Consider the following 366-nt stretch of genomic DNA (forward strand, 5'->3'; position numbering starts at 1 on the left):
CTATGGCGCTCACGCCGTTAATGGACTCAAAGAAATTGCTGGAGCTCGGTGACCTGCTCACTGACTCGATCCTCTTCAGCTGGCGCGACGTGCCAACGTAAACTCGCCGAACACACGTGGAGACACCAGCCAAGGGAACAATCACCGCCAAGAAGATTGGAGTGGCGAAACTGATCGCAATAATGGTGCCAAGAACGGTGAAGAACGTCCGAAGAAACTGCACGAGTGACATGGGCACCTTATGATCGATCGTGCTGATGTCTTTGGAAAAGCGGTTCACGATCCTCCCCAGGGGGGTGGCCACGAAAAACGACATCGGCGAGTGCATGACATTGACGAGGATGCTTTGGTGAAGATAGCGTGAAG

General features: G+C 53.6%; 1 protein-coding gene. It reads right to left on the minus strand.

Features of this window, described 5'->3' with window-relative positions:
* Positions 1-366 (minus strand): ABC transporter transmembrane domain-containing protein (locus ACYQ78_RS39330; RefSeq protein ID WP_459806094.1); only part of this gene is annotated, 366 nt, incomplete at both ends.

This window comes from Herbidospora sp. RD11066, from assembly GCF_054661255.1.